Below are 18906 nucleotides of genomic sequence, written 5' to 3' on the forward strand. Positions count from 1 at the left end.
TGCTTAACTCGCTTGTGCTTTGGGTTTGGCAACCGAACACAGACGAATCGAGTCAGCGAGGATCTCGATGGCTTTCGGCCGAGGGAAGCTGGCGCGCCAGGCGATCGCAACCGTGCGGAATGGCACAGGCGGCGACAGTGGACGTACTTCGATCACGCCGGGGGCGTAGTGGTGGCTGTCGACTGCGGACATTGGCAGGATCGAAACGCCAAGTCCGGAAGCAACCATGTGCCGGATGGTTTCGAGCGAGCTGGATTCCACGGTGGTGTGCTTGGCACTGTCGCCACCTTTGACCAGGGTCGGACAGGCTTCGAGGACCTGATCGCGGAAGCAGTGGCCTTCGCCTAGCAGCAACAGGCTTTTGTCGTTGAGCGCGGACGCATCAATGGTGGCTTTCTGTGTCCATGGGTGATCAGCAGGCATCAGGACATAGAAAGGTTCATCGTAGAGCGGCAGGGTCAGCACGTCGGACTCGTTGAACGGCAGCGCGATGATGATCGCGTCCAGTTCACCGTTGCGCAGTTTGTCGCGCAGGACGTGGGTGAAGTTCTCTTCGATGTACAACGGCATCTGCGGGGCGACCCGATGCAGCTGCGGGATCAAGTGCGGAAACAGGTAAGGGCCCACGGTGTAGATCGCGCCGACCTTGAGCGGTGCGGTCAGCTGGTTTTTGCCGGTTTGCGCCAGTTCACGAATGCCTTGCGCCTGTTCGAGCACTTTCTGTGCTTGAGCCACGATGCCCTCGCCAACCGGCGTCAGACGTACCGCACTCTTGCTGCGCTCGAAAATCAGCACACCGAGTTCATCTTCCAGCTTCTTCACGCCAACCGACAGCGTGGGCTGGCTGACGTGGCAACGCTCGGCCGCATGGCCGAAATGTTGCTCTTGGGCGAGGGTAACGATATAGCGCAATTCTGTAAGGGTCATAGCGTGCGTCCATGAAGTTGCGGCCCCAGCATAGCGGGTGCAATCGATAGACGCACGTTATCAACCCGTCAGGTGTAACAAAATCAAGATTTCATCGTTTATCCAGGGAGTAAACGAAGGGCGCTACGATTTCAACCGAGCCATTATTGAGCAGTTCTGCTGGTGGTTTGGGCAGCGGCTGCGCCCGACGGATCATTTCCAGGGTCGCTCGATCAAGTGATGCGCTGCCCGATCCTCCGGAAATTTCGTAGGAAAGTACGTTGCCGTCCTTGTCGACCACGAAGCGTAACCGGCTAATGCCCTGAGTGCCGCGACGACGCGCGTCTTCCGGATAACGCTTGAATTTGCTCAGGTGACGCAGCAAATCTCCCTGCCAGCTAGGCAGTGCAGTACTCGGCGGACTGGGTGGAGCCACTTGTGGTGCAGCTGATTTTTCCGGTTTAGCGTTGGAAGGCGGTGTGTCTACCGGCTTTTCGTCGGCAGGTTTTTCTTCCTTGGGCGGCTCAACCTTCTTCACCGGCTTAGGCGGCTGCGGTTTTGGCTTGGGCTTGACCGGCTTGGGTACTGCGATTTCCGGTTTCGGCGCTTCAACGATCGGAGGAAGTGGCAGCTCCTCTTCCGGCGCGGGTGGCTGTGGCGGTTGAACAACTTTGGGCGGAGGCGGTGGCGCGGGCTCAGGGGTTGGCGCCAGCTCGACCATCATCGCTGCCGGGGGCAACTCGATGGCCTGAGAAGTGGGCCAGCGCAAAGCGACGATAATCGCAATGGCATGCACCGCCAGCACCAACAACAGACTACCGCTATAGCGCGTCAGTTTTTGGCGCGTACTGATCATTTCTTACCAACCGTCTCAAGACCGACCAGGCCAACTTTCAAGTAACCGGCGCCGCGCAGAGCGTTCATGACTTCCATCAGGTCGCCGTAATCCACGCCTTTGTCAGCCTGGAAGAAGATCGTCGTGTCTTTCTTACCTTTAGTCTTGGCGTCCAGCGTTGGACCGATCAGCTCACGCGCGACCTTCTCGTCGCCCAGGTACAGGCTCTGATCGGCTTTGACGCTGAGGAAGATCGGTTTTTCGGGTCGGGGCGCAGGTTTGGCCGTGGAGGCGGGCAGGTCGACTTTGATGTCCACCGTGGCCAAAGGCGCCGCCACCATGAAGATGATCAGCAGAACCAACATGACGTCGATAAACGGCGTGACGTTGATTTCGTGGTTCTCGGCGAGATCGTCGCCGCTGTCATTCAGATGCAGGCCCATGGCTTACCCCATTTTTACCATGTGCGGCGGCTGGCTGCGTTCGACGGCAGGCTGGTGGTCCAGGTCGCGGCTGACCAGCAGCAGAACCTGCGCGGATGCGTCGGAAACCTGTGCCTTGTAGCCGGCGATGGAGCGAGCGAAGACGTTGTAGATGACAACTGCAGGAATCGCAGCCACCAGCCCTAGCGCCGTTGCCAGCAAGGCTTCGGCAATGCCGGGAGCAACGACGGCGAGGTTGGTGGTCTGGGTTTTGGCGATACCGATGAAGCTGTTCATGATGCCCCACACGGTGCCGAACAGGCCCACGAATGGGGCAGTCGAACCGATAGTGGCGAGTACGCCGGTGCCCATGCTCATGTTGCGGCCGCACGCTGCAACCAGGCGCTCAAGACGAAAGCTCACACGTTCTTTGATGCCCTCGCGCTCGCGGGCGTTGGCGGACAAGCGCATCTCTTCAAGAGCATCATGTACCAGCAGATTGGCCAGCGTGCCTTGTTTGCTGGCACTGACACTGGCTTCGTCCAGGGTGCGGGCTTTTTTCAGGTTGGCGATTTCGCCGCGCAGACGACGTTTGGCGCCCAGCAGTTCGAAGCCTTTGGAAATCCAGATAGTCCAAGTGATGATCGAGGCGATCGCCAGGCCAATCATGACGGCTTTGACGACCACGTCTGCGTTTTTGTACATGCCCCATGGCGACAAGTCGTGGGACATGCCTAGGCTGTTGTCTTCCGGCGCGGCGTCCAGGGCATCAGCCGGAGCGACTGGCGCTTGAACGGCTGGGGCTGCGGTGGTGTCAACTGGAGCAGTGGCTGGGGCTGCCGATTGTGTGGCGGGAGGCTGGTTCGGCGCAGTCGCGTCGGCAAGTGCGACGGGCATCAGCGTCAGGCTGAACAGGACTGCTGCGATACCGCGTAGAGCACGTGGCAGGCGTGGAAGCTTGATAGGCGAAGCGGGGGACTGAATAGGTATCATGCTGACCGGACCTGAGATGAAAAATAGGTGTTCGTTCTGGATACGTCGCGCTGGCGCAAGGCGAGCGGAGCAGAACAAAGGGCCAGTATTATTGCAAGTAATTCTCGTTAACGAAAGTAACAGAGTTTCTTTTTTTCCTTCAGTCGCGTTTCGCCGGTCGAGTTTTCGGCCGATTTAGTGACCAAAATGACCTTTCTAGTGGAGATGTGATATGGCGGCCCCCCGCGTTTTGATTGCTGGTTGCGGCGATATCGGCAGTCGTCTGGCGTTGCAACTCTTGACCCATGACTGGACTGTTTATGGTTTACGCCGCGCGACGGGGAAACTGCCACACGGCGTAGTTGGAGTCAGCGCGGATCTGTTCGACGCGCGGATGCCGGAGCAATGGCCCGATGGCCAAATCGATTACCTGGTGTATTGCGCGACGCCTGCTGAGCGTGACGAGGCGGGCTATCGGGCGGCCTATGTCGAAGGCCTGCGCCATGTGCTGGACTGGGCTCGGCGCAGCGGGCAACGACCAAAACGGTTGATTTTCGTTTCCAGCAGCAGCGTTTATGGGCAGCAACAGGGTGAGTGGGTCGACGAAATATCGCCCACACAGGCAAGCGGATTTTCTGGCGAGGTCATGCTCGAAGCCGAGCAGGTTGCGTTGCACAGTGGCTTTCCCGCCAGTGTTGTCCGGCTCACCGGCATTTATGGGCCGGGTCGAAGCGATCTGATGAACCGGGTGCGCCAGGGCTATAGCGTGGCGGTAAACCCGCCTTTATATGGCAATCGCATCCACGCTGATGACGCGGCCGGGCTGTTGGCATTTCTGCTGCTGGCAGACGCACGAAGTGTGGCCCTGGAGGAGTGTTACATCGGTGTTGATGACGCGCCTGACCCCTTGGCCGATGTAGTGAACTGGATGCGTCAGCGACTGGGCGTTACGCAATGGTCTGAAGAAAGCAGCATTCGCCGGGCGGGGAGCAAGCGTTGTAGCAATGCACGGGCCAAAGCACTGGGCTGGACGCCGCGTTATCCGAGTTATCGGGAAGGGTATGAGGCGATGCTTGAAGGGCAATCGTAGTCCTATAGGAGCGCGCTTGCCCGCGATTAATCTGTTCGGCAGATGAAGATCTGCCGCACAGGCCACTATTTTCGCGGGCAAGCACGCTCCTACAGAGCAAAGGCGTGATTGCTTAGTTTTTCTGCAGCAACCACTGGCTCGCACCAGGCCGCAGATCGGGCATTTCATCTGCTTTAGCGTTATTCACCGCCTGGAATATCTCCAGCTGGTTACCTTGGCGAACGAAGATGTAAGGGTTGCCCTTTTCGTTTCGCTCCAGCCACATGCTGTCGTACTCGCCGCTCATGGCCGCGCAATCGCCAGCCAGGCAGAGTGCGTAACGATCATTGTTTGGCAGGCCGGATACGCTTCCGTCTGGCTGAAAATCAACCACACCGCCCTGGCCTTCGCCCTGCACGATGGACCATTTGCCGCCTAAGTAAGCGCTGTAGAGCGCGCGCTCGAAGCTGGTGCCTGGTTGAGCGCCTGCTGGAGCGGCTTCTTTAGGCGCCTTGAAGTGCTGCTCCGGACCGGAATCACTGGCGGTTTGCACCAGTTGATCGCCCTTGAGCGTCAGGTCCTCGAACGAATTGCCGTAGAAGTCGATGTGCAGCTTGCCGTCTGCAGCGCTGACAATTTTGCCTTCGCTAAGCTCAAAGCCATTGGAGGCAGTTGCTTTGCCGCCTTTGGTGTCGACGTTCCATTCAAGATTGGGGCCGTAGGCCAGCAACGCCTGACGCAGATTTCCGCCTGTAGCGGCTGAATCGATGGCGGTCTGGTTGATCCAGGTGCCGTCAGGACTGCGGTTGGAGTGGCTGGCGCAGCCGCTTAAAAGTGCGGCCAGCAGCGAGAGGGCGAACGCAACGCGCATAAACGGAGTCCTTCCTTTGCTCATAGGAGTGGCGGAGCAGGAAATGCTCCGCGAGGGATTTACTCGATAACGAGGATGGCGTCCATTTCGACCATGGCGCCTTTGGGCAATGCAGCAACGCCAATCGCGGCACGGGCCGGATACGGTTGCTCGAAGTATTTGCCCATGATTTCGTTGACCTTTGCAAAGTGGCTCAGGTCAGTCAGGAAGATGTTGAGCTTGACGATGTCCTTGAACGAACCGCCGGCTGCTTCTGCAACCGACTTCAGATTCTCGAACACCTGAACGGTCTGGGCTTCAAAGCCTTCGACCAGCTCCATGGTTTTCGGATCGAGCGGGATCTGCCCGGACATGTAGACGGTATTGCCAGCCTTGATCGCCTGAGAATAGGTGCCGATGGCAGCAGGCGCTTTGTCGCTGGTGATAACGGTCTTGCTCATGAAGAACTCCTGTTGTCGGGTTGGCTACGCGCGCATGCGGGTGATTCGGATCACCCCGGTCAGGGCGCGCAGTTTCTTGATCACGCGGGCCAGATGCACGCGGTCGTGCACGCTGACCACCAGTTGGACCACGCTGATGCGACCATCGCGTTCGTCCATGCTGATTTTTTCGATGTTGCCGTCGGCCGCGTTGACACTGCTGGCCAGCAACGCGATCAGGCCGCGTTGATGTTCCAGTTCGACGCGTAGCTCGACATTGAATTCGCCGGTAACGTCCTTGGCCCAGGACAGCTGAATGCATTTTTCCGGGTTGTGGCGCAGCTCGCTGATGTTCCGACAATTGTCCAGATGCACCACCATGCCTTTGCCCGCGGACAGATGACCCACGATCGGATCTCCCGGTATCGGCGTGCAGCACTTGGCGTAGCTAAGGACCAGTCCCTCGGTACCGCGAATGGCCAATGGGCTTTCGGCGTTGGGCAATTCCTCGCCTTCACTGGCGAGCAGGCGGCGCGCGACGACGTACGCCATGCGATTGCCCAGGCCGATGTCTTCGAGGAGGTCTTCGATGACCTCGACCCGGTATTCGGCGAGAATCAGTTGCACGCGGTCGGCGGGGATTTTTTCCAGCGAGGTCTCGAAACCGTTCAGCACTTTGTTCAGCAGCCGCTCGCCCAGGCTGATGGATTCGGAACGACGCTGCAGTTTCAGAGCGTGACGAATATGGGTGCGCGCCTTGCCGGTAACGACGAAGTTCAGCCATGCCGGGTTAGGTCGCGCGCCAGGTGCGCTGACGATTTCCACGGTAGAGCCGCTTTGAAGCGGTTCGGACAGCGGCGCCAGACGACGATTGATCCGGCAGGCAATGCAGCTGTTGCCCACATCGGTGTGCACGGCATATGCAAAATCGACGGCCGTTGAGCCTTTGGGCAGCTCCATGATCCGGCCTTTCGGGGTGAAGACGTAGACCTCGTCCGGGAACAGGTCGATCTTCACGCTTTCGATGAATTCCAGCGAGTTGCCGGCACGCTGCTGCATCTCCAGCACGCCTTTTACCCACTGGCGGGCGCGAGCGTGGGTGCTCTTGGGTTGTTCGTCGCCGGAGGACTTGTACAGCCAGTGCGCCGCGATTCCGTTGTTCGCCATCTCTTCCATTTCGCGTGTGCGAATCTGGATTTCGATGGGTACACCGTGCATGCCGAACAGCGTCGTATGCAGCGATTGATAGCCGTTGGCTTTGGGAATTGCGATGTAGTCCTTGAAGCGGCCCGGCAGCGGCTTGTACAAATTATGCACAGCGCCTAGTACGCGATAGCAGGTGTCAACCTTGTCGACGATGATCCGGAACGCATAGACGTCCATGATCTCGTTGAAGGCCCGACGCTTGCCGCGCATTTTTTTGTAGATGCCGTAAAGGTGCTTCTGACGACCGCTGACTTCGCCTTCGATTTCATCAACCGCAAGGCAGTGGCTCAGCGATTCTTCGATCTTGTTGACCAGCTCTTTGCGATTGCCACGAGCGCGTTTGACCGCCTGACCGATTCGCGAGGAGCGCATCGGGTACATCGCTTTGAAACCGAGGTCTTCGAATTCGATGCGCACACTGTGCATGCCCAAGCGGTTGGCGATGGGCGCATAGATTTCGAGGGTTTCTTTGGCAATACGGCGGCGCTTTTCACCGGACAATACTTCCAGTGTGCGCATGTTGTGCAGGCGGTCAGCGAGCTTGACCAGAATGACGCGAATGTCGCGCGCCATGGCCATGGCCATTTTCTGGAAGTTTTCGGCTTGCGCCTCGGCTTTGGTCTCGAAGTTCATCTGGGTCAGTTTGCTGACCCCGTCGACCAGTTCAGCCACGGTTTCGCCGAACTGAGCGCAAAGCGCTTCTTTGGCAATCCCGGTGTCTTCGATCACGTCATGCAGCATCGCGGCCATCAGGCTTTGATGGTCCATGTGCATGTCGGCAAGAATATTGGCCACTGCCAGCGGGTGCGTGACATAGGCTTCGCCGCTGCGACGGCGTTGGCCGTCGTGGGCTTGTTCGGCGTAGAAATACGCCCGGCGAACCAGATTGACCTGGTCTTTGCCGAGGTAGGTCGAGAGGCGATCGGCGAGGGCGTCTATGCTCGGCATGATAGGAAACCCTGCCGGTGGCTGTGACCCTGCGCCGTACTACGTCGACCTGGCATAGGCTTAAACGGCCTCGTTGGACTCGTCCTCGAACGCCGCGAACAATGGTTCATCTTCAACGATTTCGGCTTCTGCGATTACTGCATAATCCATCAGGCCGGCTGCGATTTCGCGCAATGCCATGACGGTAGGCTTGTCATTTTCCCACGCCAGCTTTGGTTCTTTGCCGCCGGTTGCCAGTTGACGAGCACGCTTGGTAGAGAGCATGACCAGCTCAAAGCGGTTATCCACGTGTTCTAGGCAGTCTTCAACGGTTACGCGGGCCATGGGTATTCCTCGTAGCAAATGCGGTATGCGCGGAGCCCGGATGGGCGAGCGGACTCGACAGTTTAAAAAAACACCAGCGTTTAGGGAAGCGCTGATTTCGTAAAGGTCAATATGTAGGAGCGAACTTGTTCGCGAAGCGGTCTTTCAGAGTGCGCGCGTGGCGCCTTCTCGCCAACAAGTCGGCTCCTACAGGAAGCTTTAAGCCAACAGCTGCGCCAGCAACTCGCCGAACCGCTGCTGCTGATGTTCCTGGCTGAGCAGATTGGTGCGGAAGATCGCTTTGAGATCTTCCAGCGCGCTGGCGAAATCATCGTTGATCACGATGTAATCGTATTCCACATAGTGGCTCATCTCGCTGACAGCCTCACGCATGCGGCCCTCGATAATCTCGTCGCTGTCCTGACCGCGGTTAGTCAAACGCTGGCGCAGCGCCTGCTGGGTGGGCGGCAAAATGAAGATCGAGCGCGCATGGGGCATCCATTTGCGCACCTGGGCCGCGCCCTGCCAGTCGATTTCCAGAATCAAGTCATGACCTTCATCAAGTGTCTGCTGCAGTCGGCTTTGGGACGTGCCGTACAGGTTGCCGAAGACTTCGGCCTGCTCGAGGAAGTCGCCGTGTTCGATCATGCGCACGAACTCAGCCCGGTCAACAAAGTGATAATTCACGCCGTCCACTTCGCCTGGGCGCATGGCGCGCGTGGTGTGGGAAACGGACACGCGAATCTGTGGCTGAGCGTTGATCAGGGCGTTGACCAGGCTGGTCTTGCCCGCGCCGGAAGGGGCGGAAATGATGTACAGGGTGCCGGTGCTGTGGGTCATGTCGAGGGTGGCCTTACTCAATGTTCTGCACTTGTTCGCGCATCTGCTCGATCAAAACCTTGAGGTTGACCGCAGCCTGAGTGCTACGAGGATCGAAGGCTTTGGAGCCCAGTGTGTTGGCTTCGCGGTTGAGTTCCTGCATCAGGAAATCCAGCCGGCGCCCGGCCTGCCCACCGGTTTTCAATACCCTACGCACTTCAGTAACGTGGGTGCTGAGGCGGTCGAGCTCTTCAGCCACATCGCTTTTCTGTGCCAGCAAAACCATTTCCTGTTCCAGGCGCTGCGGGTCGAGTTCGGCTTTCATGTCGGTGAAGCGGTCGAGCACTTTTTGCCGCTGCGTTGCCAGCATCTGGGGGACCAGCGTGCGCAGCGTGGCGACTTCGGTTTTGATCGCGCTGAGCCGCTCGTCGAGAAGTTTTGCCAAGTCCGCGCCTTCACGGCCGCGGCCAGCTTTCAGCTGCTCGAGCGCTTCATTGAACAGCGCCATAGCGTCGTTATTCAGCGCTTGTGGATCGCTTGCGTCGGCAACCAGCACGCCGGGCCATGCCAGTACTTCAAGTGGATTCAGCGCTGCGGGTTGCTTGATCAGGCTGGCGACGATTTCAGCAGCGGCGACCAGTTGCCCGGCGCGCTCGCGATCAACCTGCAGCGGCTTGCCTGCTGTTTCCTCGGTAAAACGCAGCGTGCATTCAACCTTGCCGCGAGACAATCCCTGACGCAAAGCCTCACGCACTGCGCCCTCGAGGTCACGGAAGGACTCGGGCAAGCGCAGATGCGGTTCGAGGTAGCGATGATTGACGGAGCGCAATTCCCAGCTCAACGTGCCTTGGGTGCCAGCGCGCTCGGCTCGGGCGAAGGCAGTCATGCTATGCACCATGGGAGTTACCTCAATAAAGTCAGGCATTGAAAAAAGCCTGCATCGGGCGGTGTTTTGCCCAAGTGGGTGTCATCAAGAATCGACAGGCTATAAAGGCGCAGGATTGTAGCGCAGTGCAGCGTATGCGCCCAAACATGGCTGCGCTTCAGGCGATGCATGGCGTCAGGTTGCTCAGCGTTTCGGCGTGCTGTCACCTCTGGCACCGACTGCCGATGGTCATCGACTGGTGATTAGATGTGCCCAGCATCGGTTGTCACCTCTATAATGCTCGGCAGTTTTCCGTCTCAGTACAGGTATCCCAGATGAAACGTCCAAGTGGTCGCGCTACCGATCAGCTGCGCTCGATCCGCATCACCCGCAACTACACCAAGCACGCCGAAGGTTCTGTGCTGGTTGAGTTCGGTGACACGAAAGTGATCTGCACCGTTAGCGTTGAAAATGGTGTGCCGCGCTTTCTAAAAGGTCAGGGTCAGGGCTGGTTGACGGCCGAGTACGGCATGCTGCCGCGCGCGACCGGCGAACGTAATCAGCGCGAGGCCAGCCGTGGCAAGCAAGGCGGCCGCACTCTGGAAATCCAGCGTCTGATCGGTCGCTCACTGCGTGCCGCACTGGACATGTCCAAACTGGGCGACGTCACGCTGTATGTCGATTGCGACGTGATTCAAGCCGACGGCGGTACTCGCACTGCGTCCATCACCGGCGCGATGGTTGCGTTGGTCGATGCGCTCAAAACCATCAAAAAACGTGGCGGCCTCAAGGCTGGCGATCCGCTCAAGCAGATGATCGCGGCCGTCTCGGTCGGCATGTATCAAGGTGAGCCGGTGCTGGATCTGGATTACCTGGAAGACTCGGCTGCCGAAACCGACTTGAACGTTGTCATGACCAGCGCTGGCGGTTTCATCGAAGTGCAGGGCACCGCTGAAGGCGCGCCGTTCCAGCCTGAAGAGCTGAATGCGATGCTGGCTCTTGCACAGAAAGGCATGACCGAACTCTTTGAATTGCAGAAAGCCGCATTGGCCGACTGATTCATCCATCAGCACAGGGAACGCACGATGATCGACAGCCAGCCCCCGCTTCCACTGCCGAGCAAAGAAGCCCGCCAATGGGCGATGCTTTGTCACTTCGCAGCGTTCTTCGGGTTGATATTCCCGTTTGGTAACTTGCTTGGGCCGCTGATTGTCTGGCAGCTCAAAAAAGAGGCTGACCCGTTCATTGATGCGCAGGGCAAGGAAGCCTTGAATTTCCAGATATCTGTTTCCATCGCCGCGATGATCTGCTTTCTGCTGATGATCGTGGTGATCGGCTTCCCGTTGTTGATGTTGGTTGGCGTCGGTGCGCTGGTGCTGACTATTATCGCGGGCATCAAGGCTAATGACGGGATTGCGTATCGCTATCCGTTTACGTGGCGGTTGGTTAAATAACAGTTCAATTTTGAGGGCTGTTTTTGGGTGGGAGGGAGCTTGCTCGCGATCGTGGGCTTCAGCACTGCATCACTGCAGCACCGTCTGACCTGACGCCTCGCGAGCAAGCTCCCTCCCGCTTTAAATGGCCAAGGGTCTGGCCGGACAAAACAAAGCCGACACGAAGTCGGCTTTTTTGTGGGCGATTGAACGTTAGATGGTCAACGTCCAGTCGTAATCCACGATCAGCGGTGCATGCTGCGAGAAGCGTGGCTGACGTGGCAGACGTGCGCTACGCACGAAGCGACGCAGACCTGGGGTCAGCAACTGATAGTCGAACCGCCAGCCCAGATTAAGCATCTCGGCCTGTTCGTTATCTGGCCACCAGCTGTATTGATCGCCTTCGCGACTGACTTCGCGCAGTGCATCGACATAACCCATGTTGCCAACGATCTCATCCATCCAGGCGCGTTCTGGCGCCAGGAAGCCAGGAGATTGCTGGCTGTCACGCCAGTTCTTGATATCCAGCTTCTGCTGCGCAACGTAGAGCGAGCCACAGTAAATGTACTCGCGACGTTTGCGCCGCTGTTTGTCCAGATACTTGCCGAAATCGTCCATGAGCTTGAATTTCTGATTCAAGTCTTCATCGCCGTTCATTCCGGAAGGAAGAAGCAAAGTCGCAATGCTGACTTTGTCGAAGTCTGCCTGCAGGTAGCGCCCGTAGCGGTCGGCTGTCTCAAACCCTAGCCCGTTGATAACCGCCTTCGGCTGCAACCGCGAGTACAAAGCCACGCCGCCTTGTGCGGGAACTTCAGCTTCGCAGGCATAAAGGAAGTAACCATCCAGTTGGAAGGCTGGGTCGTCCAGTTCGAAGGCGGAGGCGCGGGTGTCCTGAAGGCAGATGACGTCGGCATTCTGAGCTTGCAGCCAACTGAGCAAACCACGCTCGACTGCGGCCTGAATGCCATTTACGTTCACACTGATGATCCGCATAAATGGCCCCAAAAATCACGTGCGTGTATGATACCCGAGCTCTACCTAATTAGCTAAATCCGTGGTATTCGGGGCTTTTTTCATGCAGGCGTATCAGCGCGATTTCATTCGTTTTGCCATCGAACGTGGGGTTTTGCGTTTCGGTGCGTTCACTTTGAAGTCTGGACGCACCAGTCCTTACTTCTTCAATGCCGGTCTTTTCAACAGTGGTTCGGCCTTGGCCCAACTGGGCCGTTTCTACGCCTCAGCTGTAGTTGAAAGCGGAATTTCCTTCGACGTCCTCTTCGGGCCCGCTTACAAGGGTATTCCTCTGGCGGCCACGACGGCTGTGGCTTTGGCCGAACATCATGGCCGCGATTTGCCGTGGTGCTTCAACCGCAAGGAAGCCAAGGACCATGGCGAAGGCGGCAGCCTGGTCGGTGCTGCGCTGGAAGGCAACGTGTTGATCATCGATGACGTGATTACCGCTGGCACCGCGATTCGTGAGGTGATGCAGATCATCAGCAGTCAGGGAGCCAAAGCCGCTGGCGTACTCATCGCGCTGAACCGGCAAGAGCGCGGCAATGGCGAGCTTTCGGCGATTCAAGAGGTCGAGCGCGACTTTGGGATGCCGGTGGTGAGCATCGTTTCGCTGAATCAGGTACTCGAATACCTGGCCGACGATCCTCAGCTCAAGCAACATTTGCCCGCTGTTGAAGCCTATCGGGCTCAGTACGGAATCTGAGTATCCAGAGGGATGTCGCTTTATGCTCAAGCTGGGCGCAGTCGTTGTTTGTCTATCGCTGGGCAGTGTTGAAATCCTACAGGCCGCCGACAATCCGACCATCATGTTGTACCGCTATGTCGACAGCCGGGGCGTGACCGTCCTCGATACTCAAGGCGTGCCGCCGGAGTACGCGGGTAAAGGGTATGAGGTGTTGAATCAGCGCGGGCGGGTGATTCAGGTTATTCCACCCGCGCCGACGGCCGATGAGATTCGTCAGGCCCAAGCGGCCAAGGTGCAAGCCGACGCCGATGCGCAACTGACGCATCTCTACAGCAGCATTCCGGACATTGATCGCGCCAGGACGCGGCGTCTTGCCGAGCTGGATGCATTGATTGCGGTGGCTCAGGGCAACGTTCAGGGGTTGGCGGCTCAGCAGTCGACGCTGCAAAGTCAGGCCGCTGACCAAGAGCGTGCTGGACGACAGGTGCCGAAAACGCTGCTGGACCAGATGGATGACCTGCGCGAGCAGCAACAAAACCTCAAGGAAGAAATTGTGCGCTACCAAACAGCGCGCCAGCAGGCCGATGCGGCATTTGCCGTGGATCGCGCCCGATTGCTGAAGCTTCTACAGCCCTAGAACCGGGTCGTACCCGCCTACCAAAAAGGCCTCGCCAATGTTCGTTGGCGGGGCCTCTTTTTGCACGCGCTTCAAGCAATCAGTGACGCTTGCGATTGCTGATCAAGGTGCCCACACCGGTATCGGTGAATATCTCGAGCAGCACGGCGTTCGGCACCCGGCCGTCAATGATATGCGATGTAGTGACGCCACCCTGGACGGCCTCCAGTGCGCATTTGATCTTCGGCAGCATGCCGCCGTAGATAGTGCCATCGGCAATCAGGCCGTTGACCTGTTCAGTGGTGAGCCCGGTCAAGACTTCGCCGTTTTTGTCCATCAAGCCTGCGATGTTGGTCAACAGCATCAGCTTCTCGGCCTTCAAGGCTTCGGCGACTTTACCTGCAACCAAGTCCGCGTTGATATTATAGGACTCGCCATCTACGCCTACGCCGATCGGTGCGATGACCGGGATGAAATCACCTTTCACCAGCATGTTCAGCAAGTCGGTATTGATGCCAACCACCTCACCCACCTGGCCGATGTCGATGATTTCCGGCTTGGTCATCTCTGGCGTCTGGCGCGTCACGGTCAAGCGCTTGGCGCGGATCAAATTGGCGTCCTTACCAGTCAGGCCGATGGCGCTGCCACCATGACGGTTGATCAGGTTGACGATCTCTTTGTTGACCTGACCACCGAGCACCATCTCCACGACGTCCATGGTCTGGGCGTCAGTGACCCGCATCCCATCGATGAAGTGGCTCTCGATCGACAAACGCTTAAGCAGATCACCGATTTGCGGCCCACCACCGTGGACGACCACCGGGTTGATGCCTACGGCTTTCATCAACACGATGTCGCGCGCAAAGCCAGTCTTCAGCTCCTCGCTCTCCATGGCGTTGCCGCCGTATTTGATGACCAATGTCTTGCCGACGAAGCGTCGGATGTAAGGCAGCGCTTCGGAGAGAACCTTGGCGGCGTTGGTCGCGGCATCACGTTCGAGGGTCATTTGGGCTCCACTCAAAAAGGTTGATCAAAAAGGAAGGTCGAGGTCCGGTGCGACTTTTTTCAGCTCAGCGTGGAACACGTCCTTGATGCGCTGCAATTCTTCTTCGGTTTCAGCTTCGAAGCGTAATACCAGCACTGGCGTGGTATTGGAAGCGCGAACCAGCCCCCATCCCTTTGGATAGTCCACGCGAACGCCATCGATGGTGGTCAGCTTGGCATCGCCCCAGCGCGCGTCTTTCTCAAGCGCCTGGATGATGGTGAATTTGGTGACGTCGGTCACCTTGATATTGATTTCAGGCGTCGAAATGTCGTTCGGGAAGGCCTCGAACAGGTCCTCGGCGCTCTGCGATGCTTGACTGAGGATTTCCAGCAGGCGCGCTGCGCTGTAGATGCCATCGTCGAAACCGAACCAGCGCTCCTTGAAGAAAATATGGCCGCTCATTTCGCCCGCCAGCAGCGCGCCGCTTTTCTTCATCTCTTTTTTGATCAAGGAATGACCGGTCTTCCACATGACCGGACGACCGCCGTGCTCGCTAATCAGAGGCGTCAGGCGGCGGGTGCATTTGACGTCGAAAATGATGTCGGCGCCTGGATTGCGCTTTAACACGTCCAGGGCGAACAGCATCAGCAAGCGGTCGGGATAGACCACATTGCCTTTGTTGGTCACGACACCCACGCGGTCGCCGTCACCGTCGAATGCCAGACCCAGATCCGCGCCGGTTTCGTTGACCTTGGCGATCAAGTCTTGAAGGTTTTCAAGCTTGCCCGGATCGGGGTGATGGTTCGGGAAGTTGCCGTCGACTTCAGCAAACAGCGAAATTACCTCGCAGCCCAGCGCTTCGATCAACTGAGGCGCGATGACGCCGGCAGCGCCGTTGCCGCAATCTACGACGACCTTGAGTCTGCGCGCCAGGACGATGTCGTCCTTGATCTGCGTGAAGTAGCGATCGAGGATGTTGACCTGGGTGATGCTGCCTTTTGCGGCGGGCAGATTGTTGCTCTTGATTCGGTCGTGAATGGCCTGGATTTGCTCATTGGCGAGGGTGTCGCCAGCGATGACGATCTTGAAACCGTTGTAGTCTTTGGGGTTGTGGCTGCCGGTCAGCATGACGCCGGTTTTGCCTGCCAGCACGTTGGCCGCGTAATAAAGCGCCGGCGTCGGTACCAGGCCTACATCGCTGACGTGACAGCCTGCGTCATGCAGCCCCTGGATCAATTGTTGAACCAGCTCTGGCCCTGACAAGCGTCCGTCGCGGCCTACGCAAACGTTGGGTTCACCCTGTTCGATGCTTTGAGCGCCAACGGCGCGGCCAATCCAGTAGGCGGTCTCAGCAGTCAGCGTATCCCCGACCACGCCGCGAATATCGTACGCGCGGAAAATGCTGTCAGGAAATGGCGGGGCTGCGGATGCTGTGCTGTTCATGGCTTGAGGGTGCTCCGATCTCAGGAAGTCCAGGTTTTCGTCGAGAATGTCGATGTCCAGAATGTCGGTGTCTTGAAACAGCGGCCCTGTAGGTTCGGCGTGTTTTGCTACGAATGCCGATGGGGATTCACTGCTCGTGAGAGCGCTGTTCGATGCCGTCAAATCGCTGGGGTGCGCTGCGGCAGTTGAGGCCGCGGGCTGGTTGCGCAGCGAGAATCTGGCGAGGGTTTGGGCGAGCCCGTTGAGGGCGGGCAAGCTTAAACCGAAGGATTTGACGGCTTTTCCCCCAGAGAGTTCTTGGATGAGCTGATCCAGCTGTCGGGCGTCCGCAGCGACCCGCCGTCTAAAGGCGCTTTCATTCAGATAAAGACCCAGCGATACGCCGCCCAGCGCCACGAGCGCAGCTAGAATCAGCATCCAGTACGCTGGTGATGTATGCAGCGCTGGGCCTGAGGTGAACTTCAGCTTCCAGTTAGCGAACCCGGTATCGAAACCTTGCGGCTGGCTACCATCGCCTTGCCCTCTGGTCAGAAAGGGCTGTGCGGCGGCCGTGCCGAATTGTTGGCTTAGCTCGATTTGCCCGACATCATCGGGGGTTTGCGGCAAAGCGTTCAGCAGGCGCTGCGGGGAATAGACCAGCAACAACGTGCCCATAACCGGCGCTTCCGGAGAAGCACGCAATGGCGCGGCACTGTAGATCAGCCAGGCCTCACCCACTTTTCGGGCTTCGGGCGCAGGCGCTTCACCTTTGGAGGCCTTATTGAGCATGTCCAGGGTGGCGAAGTTGACAGGCAGGGCGCCCTGATTATCTACATCATTGAAGCCCGTCGGGACCAGGCGCGAGCCCACCACGCCATCGCGAAACCTCAACGAGGTCTGAGCATTGGCGATGCGGGCTGGATCATTACTTTGCACGGCCCCGGACAGCGCACCATCTTGAGCTGCCGCCACGGTATCGGCGCGGATTTGCAGCAGTGCTTTGTTGACCGCGCCCGCCTGCGCGCTGCCCCACGCCTGTGTCAATTGGTCATGCTGTTGCGGTTGGCTCAACAGGCCGAGCCATACCAGAATTGCAGCGGCGACCAAACCGATAACCGAAGGCATCAGGCCAGGCGTGGACAAGCTCAGGTTGGAATCCTTGCCCGGAACCTCGCTGCCGTCCGTACGAGCTGACGCCTTGGCGCTGCGCTTGATGCCTTTCACCTGAACTCTCCCTGCTCAACTGACCCTGAATCGATTTGATGGACGCCGTGTTATCAGAGGCGGCGAACACGGCTCAAATGCTGCAATTGGCTGTCAGGCCCGAGAGGCTCAGTGGCTTCCGGAATGACCGAAGCCACCGGCGCCGCGCTGGCTCTCATCGAACGCTTCAACCAGTTCGAAATGAGCCTGAACCACCGGCACCAGAACCAGTTGAGCAAGGCGCTCGCCGATCGCGATCTTGAATGCGGTCTGGCCGCGGTTCCAGCAGGACACCATGAGTTCGCCCTGGTAGTCGGAGTCGATAAGGCCGACCAGGTTACCCAGCACGATGCCGTGTTTATGGCCAAGCCCCGAGCGCGGGAGAATCAGCGCGGCAAGGCCAGGATCACCGATGTAGATGGATAAACCGGTTGGAATCAGCAGCGTCTCGCCTGGCTCCAGGACAGTGTTCTCTTTGAGCATGGCGCGCAGATCGAGGCCGGCGGAACCGGTGGTGGCGTAAGCGGGGAGCGGGAATTCGTTACCAATGCGGGGGTCGAGGATCTTGGCTTGTAGAGCATGCATACGTGATTAAACCTGGGTCATTCGGTCGGCGATAAAGGTCACCAGCTGGCGTGCAATCTTGGCCTTGCTGGTTTGGGAAAACAGTGTTTCGTGCAGCGCCCGGTCGAACACGATGCAAGCATTCTCTTCACTGTTGAAGCCGATGCTGGGGTTGGCGACATCGTTGGCGACAATCAGATCAAGGTTCTTGTCCTTGAGCTTGCGCGCAGCGTAATCGTGCAGGTGTTCGGTCTCGGCGGCAAAACCCACGCTGAAAGGGCGGTCGCTGCGTTGGGCTATCGTCGCGAGGATGTCCGGATTGCGGACCATCTGCAGCAACAAACCGTCGCCGTTCGTAGGATCTTTCTTGAGTTTTTGTGGCGCGACGACTTCCGGGCGGTAGTCGGCGACCGCTGCGGAGGCAATGAACAAATCGCACGGCATTGCAGCCTCGCAAGCGGTGAGCATATCCCGGGCGCTGACAACGTCGATTCGCGACACCCGATCGGGCGTCTGCAAATGAACGGGACCCGTTATCAGTGTCACTCGCGCACCGGCTTCGGCCGCTGCCTGGGCCAGTGCAAAACCCATCTTTCCGGAGCTGTGGTTGGTGATGTATCGCACCGGATCAATGTTTTCCTGGGTCGGCCCGGCTGTGATCAGCACGTGCTTGCCAGTCAGCGAGAGGCGCTCGAAGCAGTCGGCGGCAGATTGCGCCAGATCGTTTGGTTCGAGCATGCGGCCGTATCCGATATCGCCACAGGCCTGACTGCCGCTGGCCGGGCCAAACATGCGCAGGCCGCGGGCTTCGAGCAGCTGGATGTTGGCCTGCACCGAAGGATCGCGCCACATCGCCTGATTCATGGCGGGGGCGACGGCGACGATTGCATCGGTTGCCAGCACCACGGTGGTCAGCAAATCGTTGGCAATGCCCTGGGCCAGGCGGGCGAGCAGGTCGGCGGTACCTGGGGCGATCAGCACCATGTCGGCCCACTTCGCCAGCTCGATGTGCCCCATGGCAGCCTCGGCGGCCGGGTCGAGCAAATCCATATGAACCGGATGCCCTGACAAAGCCTGCATGGTCAGCGGGGTAATGAACTCAGCGCCGCCCTTGGTCATGACGACCCGCACTTCGGCACCGTGGTCGCGCAAGCGGCGGACCAGTTCGGCACTCTTGTAGGCCGCAATGCCGCCGCCCACGCCGAGAACAATGCGTTTCCGATACAGCCGCTGCATAGGCCTGCCTTTTGGTCGAGTTAACACGCGGCAATCAAAACGCCTCCCCAGGCCAGATCGTCGCGCAAAAAAGATGGGCTAAGATAGCACAGCGACCGCACGGGAACAGCGGC

General features: G+C 58.5%; 20 protein-coding genes. 5 read left to right on the plus strand and 15 right to left on the minus strand.

Features of this window, described 5'->3' with window-relative positions:
- Positions 1-3: 3 nt before the first annotated feature.
- The 4 genes from ACWKWM_RS00340 to exbB form a co-directional block, all read right to left on the minus strand.
- Positions 4-927 (minus strand): hydrogen peroxide-inducible genes activator, encoded by a 924-nt coding sequence (locus tag ACWKWM_RS00340; RefSeq protein WP_483835176.1) that lies wholly within the window; start codon positions 925-927, stop codon positions 4-6.
- A gap of 91 nt (positions 928-1018) precedes the next feature.
- Positions 1019-1762, minus strand: coding sequence for an energy transducer TonB (locus tag ACWKWM_RS00345; RefSeq protein ID WP_483844221.1), 744 nt, complete (start codon positions 1760-1762; stop codon positions 1019-1021).
- A complete protein-coding gene (exbD, locus tag ACWKWM_RS00350) occupies positions 1759-2184 on the minus strand; it encodes a TonB system transport protein ExbD (RefSeq protein WP_483835174.1) in 426 nt (141 codons plus the stop codon). The genes ACWKWM_RS00345 and exbD overlap by 4 nt, the downstream gene beginning before the upstream one ends.
- A gap of 3 nt (positions 2185-2187) precedes the next feature.
- Positions 2188-3156 (minus strand): tonB-system energizer ExbB, encoded by a 969-nt coding sequence (gene exbB / locus ACWKWM_RS00355; RefSeq protein WP_483844222.1) that lies wholly within the window; start codon positions 3154-3156, stop codon positions 2188-2190.
- 211 nt (positions 3157-3367) lie between these two features.
- Here exbB and ACWKWM_RS00360 point away from each other — a divergent pair, with 211 nt between their 5' ends.
- The gene (locus ACWKWM_RS00360; RefSeq protein ID WP_483844223.1) at positions 3368-4225 is read left to right on the plus strand and encodes an NAD-dependent epimerase/dehydratase family protein; all 858 of its coding nucleotides are present in this window, start codon (positions 3368-3370) and stop codon (positions 4223-4225) included.
- Positions 4226-4337: 112 nt separating this feature from the next.
- On the opposite strand, the gene ACWKWM_RS00365 is transcribed toward ACWKWM_RS00360, so the two are convergent.
- The 6 genes from ACWKWM_RS00365 to ACWKWM_RS00390 form a co-directional block, all read right to left on the minus strand.
- Positions 4338-5075 carry a hypothetical protein gene (locus ACWKWM_RS00365; protein WP_483844224.1) on the minus strand — a complete coding sequence of 246 codons (738 nt, stop codon included), beginning with the start codon at positions 5073-5075 and terminating at the stop codon, positions 4338-4340.
- Between the two features lie 59 nt (positions 5076-5134).
- Positions 5135-5515 carry a RidA family protein gene (locus ACWKWM_RS00370; RefSeq protein WP_268798840.1) on the minus strand — a complete coding sequence of 127 codons (381 nt, stop codon included), beginning with the start codon at positions 5513-5515 and terminating at the stop codon, positions 5135-5137.
- A gap of 24 nt (positions 5516-5539) precedes the next feature.
- Positions 5540-7648 carry a bifunctional GTP diphosphokinase/guanosine-3',5'-bis pyrophosphate 3'-pyrophosphohydrolase gene (gene spoT, locus ACWKWM_RS00375; RefSeq protein WP_483844225.1) on the minus strand — a complete coding sequence of 703 codons (2109 nt, stop codon included), beginning with the start codon at positions 7646-7648 and terminating at the stop codon, positions 5540-5542.
- A gap of 60 nt (positions 7649-7708) precedes the next feature.
- A complete protein-coding gene (gene rpoZ, locus ACWKWM_RS00380; RefSeq protein ID WP_002551500.1) occupies positions 7709-7972 on the minus strand; it encodes a DNA-directed RNA polymerase subunit omega in 264 nt (87 codons plus the stop codon).
- A gap of 198 nt (positions 7973-8170) precedes the next feature.
- Positions 8171-8791 carry a guanylate kinase gene (gmk, locus tag ACWKWM_RS00385; RefSeq protein WP_483844589.1) on the minus strand — a complete coding sequence of 207 codons (621 nt, stop codon included), beginning with the start codon at positions 8789-8791 and terminating at the stop codon, positions 8171-8173.
- Between the two features lie 13 nt (positions 8792-8804).
- Entirely contained in the window at positions 8805-9668 is an 864-nt protein-coding gene (locus ACWKWM_RS00390) for a YicC/YloC family endoribonuclease (RefSeq protein WP_483844590.1), read from the minus strand.
- 302 nt (positions 9669-9970) lie between these two features.
- On the opposite strand from ACWKWM_RS00390, the gene rph reads away from it, so the two are divergent.
- Both rph and ACWKWM_RS00400 read left to right on the plus strand, forming a co-directional pair.
- Complete coding sequence (rph, locus tag ACWKWM_RS00395; RefSeq protein ID WP_483844226.1) at positions 9971-10693, plus strand: ribonuclease PH; 723 nt, start codon at positions 9971-9973, stop codon at positions 10691-10693.
- Between the two features lie 27 nt (positions 10694-10720).
- A complete protein-coding gene (locus ACWKWM_RS00400) occupies positions 10721-11089 on the plus strand; it encodes a DUF4870 domain-containing protein (protein WP_483844227.1) in 369 nt (122 codons plus the stop codon).
- A 192-nt stretch (positions 11090-11281) separates the two neighbouring features.
- Here the strand turns inward: ACWKWM_RS00400 and ACWKWM_RS00405 are convergent, their stop codons facing one another.
- Positions 11282-12061 (minus strand): catabolite repression control protein Crc, encoded by a 780-nt coding sequence (locus tag ACWKWM_RS00405; protein WP_065988229.1) that lies wholly within the window; start codon positions 12059-12061, stop codon positions 11282-11284.
- An 82-nt stretch (positions 12062-12143) separates the two neighbouring features.
- On the opposite strand from ACWKWM_RS00405, the gene pyrE reads away from it, so the two are divergent.
- Both pyrE and ACWKWM_RS00415 read left to right on the plus strand, forming a co-directional pair.
- The gene (gene pyrE, locus ACWKWM_RS00410) at positions 12144-12785 is read left to right on the plus strand and encodes an orotate phosphoribosyltransferase (RefSeq protein ID WP_483844228.1); all 642 of its coding nucleotides are present in this window, start codon (positions 12144-12146) and stop codon (positions 12783-12785) included.
- A 22-nt stretch (positions 12786-12807) separates the two neighbouring features.
- Entirely contained in the window at positions 12808-13404 is a 597-nt protein-coding gene (locus ACWKWM_RS00415; protein ID WP_483844229.1) for a DUF4124 domain-containing protein, read from the plus strand.
- 79 nt (positions 13405-13483) lie between these two features.
- Here the strand turns inward: ACWKWM_RS00415 and argB are convergent, their stop codons facing one another.
- The 4 genes from argB to coaBC form a co-directional block, all read right to left on the minus strand.
- The gene (gene argB, locus ACWKWM_RS00420) at positions 13484-14389 is read right to left on the minus strand and encodes an acetylglutamate kinase (RefSeq protein WP_483844230.1); all 906 of its coding nucleotides are present in this window, start codon (positions 14387-14389) and stop codon (positions 13484-13486) included.
- A gap of 24 nt (positions 14390-14413) precedes the next feature.
- Positions 14414-17014: a phosphomannomutase/phosphoglucomutase gene (locus ACWKWM_RS00425; RefSeq protein ID WP_483844231.1), complete on the minus strand. Its 2601-nt coding sequence runs from the start codon at positions 17012-17014 to the stop codon at positions 14414-14416.
- A gap of 108 nt (positions 17015-17122) precedes the next feature.
- The gene (dut, locus tag ACWKWM_RS00430) at positions 17123-17578 is read right to left on the minus strand and encodes a dUTP diphosphatase (protein ID WP_483844232.1); all 456 of its coding nucleotides are present in this window, start codon (positions 17576-17578) and stop codon (positions 17123-17125) included.
- A gap of 6 nt (positions 17579-17584) precedes the next feature.
- Positions 17585-18793 carry a bifunctional phosphopantothenoylcysteine decarboxylase/phosphopantothenate--cysteine ligase CoaBC gene (coaBC, locus tag ACWKWM_RS00435; RefSeq protein WP_483844233.1) on the minus strand — a complete coding sequence of 403 codons (1209 nt, stop codon included), beginning with the start codon at positions 18791-18793 and terminating at the stop codon, positions 17585-17587.
- Positions 18794-18906 lie beyond the last annotated feature (113 nt).

It is taken from the genome of Pseudomonas rosaeacicularis (assembly GCF_057128745.1).